Source organism: Acetobacterium bakii (assembly GCF_001263355.1).
Classification (GTDB): Bacteria; Bacillota; Clostridia; order Eubacteriales; family Eubacteriaceae; genus Acetobacterium; species Acetobacterium bakii.
In genome coordinates, this window is the sequence record NZ_LGYO01000048.1 from 1 (window position 1) to 1,180 (window position 1,180).

At 44.0% G+C, this 1,180-nt stretch carries 1 protein-coding gene, 6 tRNA genes and 1 rRNA gene; 1 reads left to right on the forward strand and 7 read right to left on the reverse strand.

Annotation, left to right across the window (positions count from 1 at the left end; translation table 11 throughout):
• Nucleotides 1-99: 99 nt before the first annotated feature.
• The 7 genes from AKG39_RS16435 to rrf all read right to left on the reverse strand — a co-directional run bounded on the left by AKG39_RS16435 (nt 100) and on the right by rrf (nt 972).
• Nucleotides 100-175 (reverse strand) — tRNA-Lys (locus AKG39_RS16435).
• A gap of 15 nt (nt 176-190) precedes the next feature.
• Nucleotides 191-275: transfer RNA gene (locus tag AKG39_RS16440), tRNA-Tyr, on the reverse strand.
• A gap of 20 nt (nt 276-295) precedes the next feature.
• A tRNA-Thr gene (locus AKG39_RS16445) sits at nt 296-371 on the reverse strand.
• Between the two features lie 179 nt (nt 372-550).
• A tRNA-Asp gene (locus AKG39_RS16450) sits at nt 551-627 on the reverse strand.
• A gap of 15 nt (nt 628-642) precedes the next feature.
• Nucleotides 643-717: transfer RNA gene (locus AKG39_RS16455), tRNA-Glu, on the reverse strand.
• 55 nt (nt 718-772) lie between these two features.
• Nucleotides 773-847 (reverse strand) — tRNA-Asn (locus AKG39_RS16460).
• Nucleotides 848-855: 8 nt separating this feature from the next.
• Nucleotides 856-972: ribosomal RNA gene (rrf, locus tag AKG39_RS16465) — 5S ribosomal RNA — on the reverse strand.
• 2 nt (nt 973-974) lie between these two features.
• Here rrf and AKG39_RS19835 point away from each other — a divergent pair.
• Nucleotides 975-1,180, forward strand: a 206-nt coding sequence (locus AKG39_RS19835; protein WP_152912181.1) for a hypothetical protein, incomplete at its 3' end; no start/stop codon positions are given.

A 1,180-nucleotide genomic window follows, 5' to 3' on the forward strand; every position in this document is an offset into this window, starting at 1 on the left:
TCGTTTTCCCAATCTAAGACCTAGTCACTATTCATTAATTCATAATAGTATATGCAAATAAGAAAAAAACCACAACGCTGTGTGGTTAAAATACTAAAATGGTGACCCATGGGCGGCTCGAACGCCCGACACCCTGATTAAAAGTCAGATGCTCTACCAACTGAGCTAATGGGTCGAATAAAATATTAAATGGTGGGAGAAGATGGATTCGAACCATCGTAGACGCCGTCAACGGATTTACAGTCCGCCCCCTTTAGCCACTCGGGCATTCTCCCATTATTTTTTTGCAAAAAAATGGAGCTGATGAACGGACTTGAACCGTTAACCTGCTGATTACAAATCAGCTGCTCTGCCAATTGAGCCACATCAGCTTAAATAAAATCGTCTATCGGGTTTCAAACTAATATCCTGATCAGCTACAAACTAACTAAGTGATTCACACCAAATAAAAAATTTGGGTTCTCTACTTATGCCAATTGAGCCACATCAGCCTAAATAAAATCGTCTATCGAATTTCAAACGTACTTCTTTTTTGTTACTTTTGTTTAAATGGCGACCTGGAAGGGACTCGGACCCTCGACCTCCAGCGTGACAGGCTGGCATTCTAACCAACTGAACTACCAGGCCGCATGTGTATTAAATTGGTGACCCCTAGGAGACTCGAACTCCTGTTACTGCCGTGAAAGGGCGGTGTCTTAACCGCTTGACCAAGGGGCCCCGTTTAAATAAGCGGATATATGCTGAAACAACATTGTATCCGCATGTTTACTAATGGCTCCCCAGGTTGGATTTGAACCAACAACCTATCGATTAACAGTCGAGTGCTCCACCGTTGAGCTACTGAGGAATATATAAATCCCGCAACGTCCTATCCTCCCAGGCAGTTGCCCACCAAGTACTTTCGGCGCTGGAAGACTTTACTGCTGTGTTCGGTATGGGAACAGGTGTGGCCCTTCCGCCATCGTCGCGAAATTATGAAAAACTATTCAATTATGATTGCATTAAACATGAAACATATAAATAATGATCGGATCAGGACTGTGCTTGCTGCCGGCATCATTTTTTATTTAAGTGTACGCATCGGAGCGGACAGGTTTCCCCTGTCCGCTTCCGCGGCGAACACAAATAAAAATGATGACGGCAGCAATCCGCGCCGAATGATCATTCAAAACAGCATAGT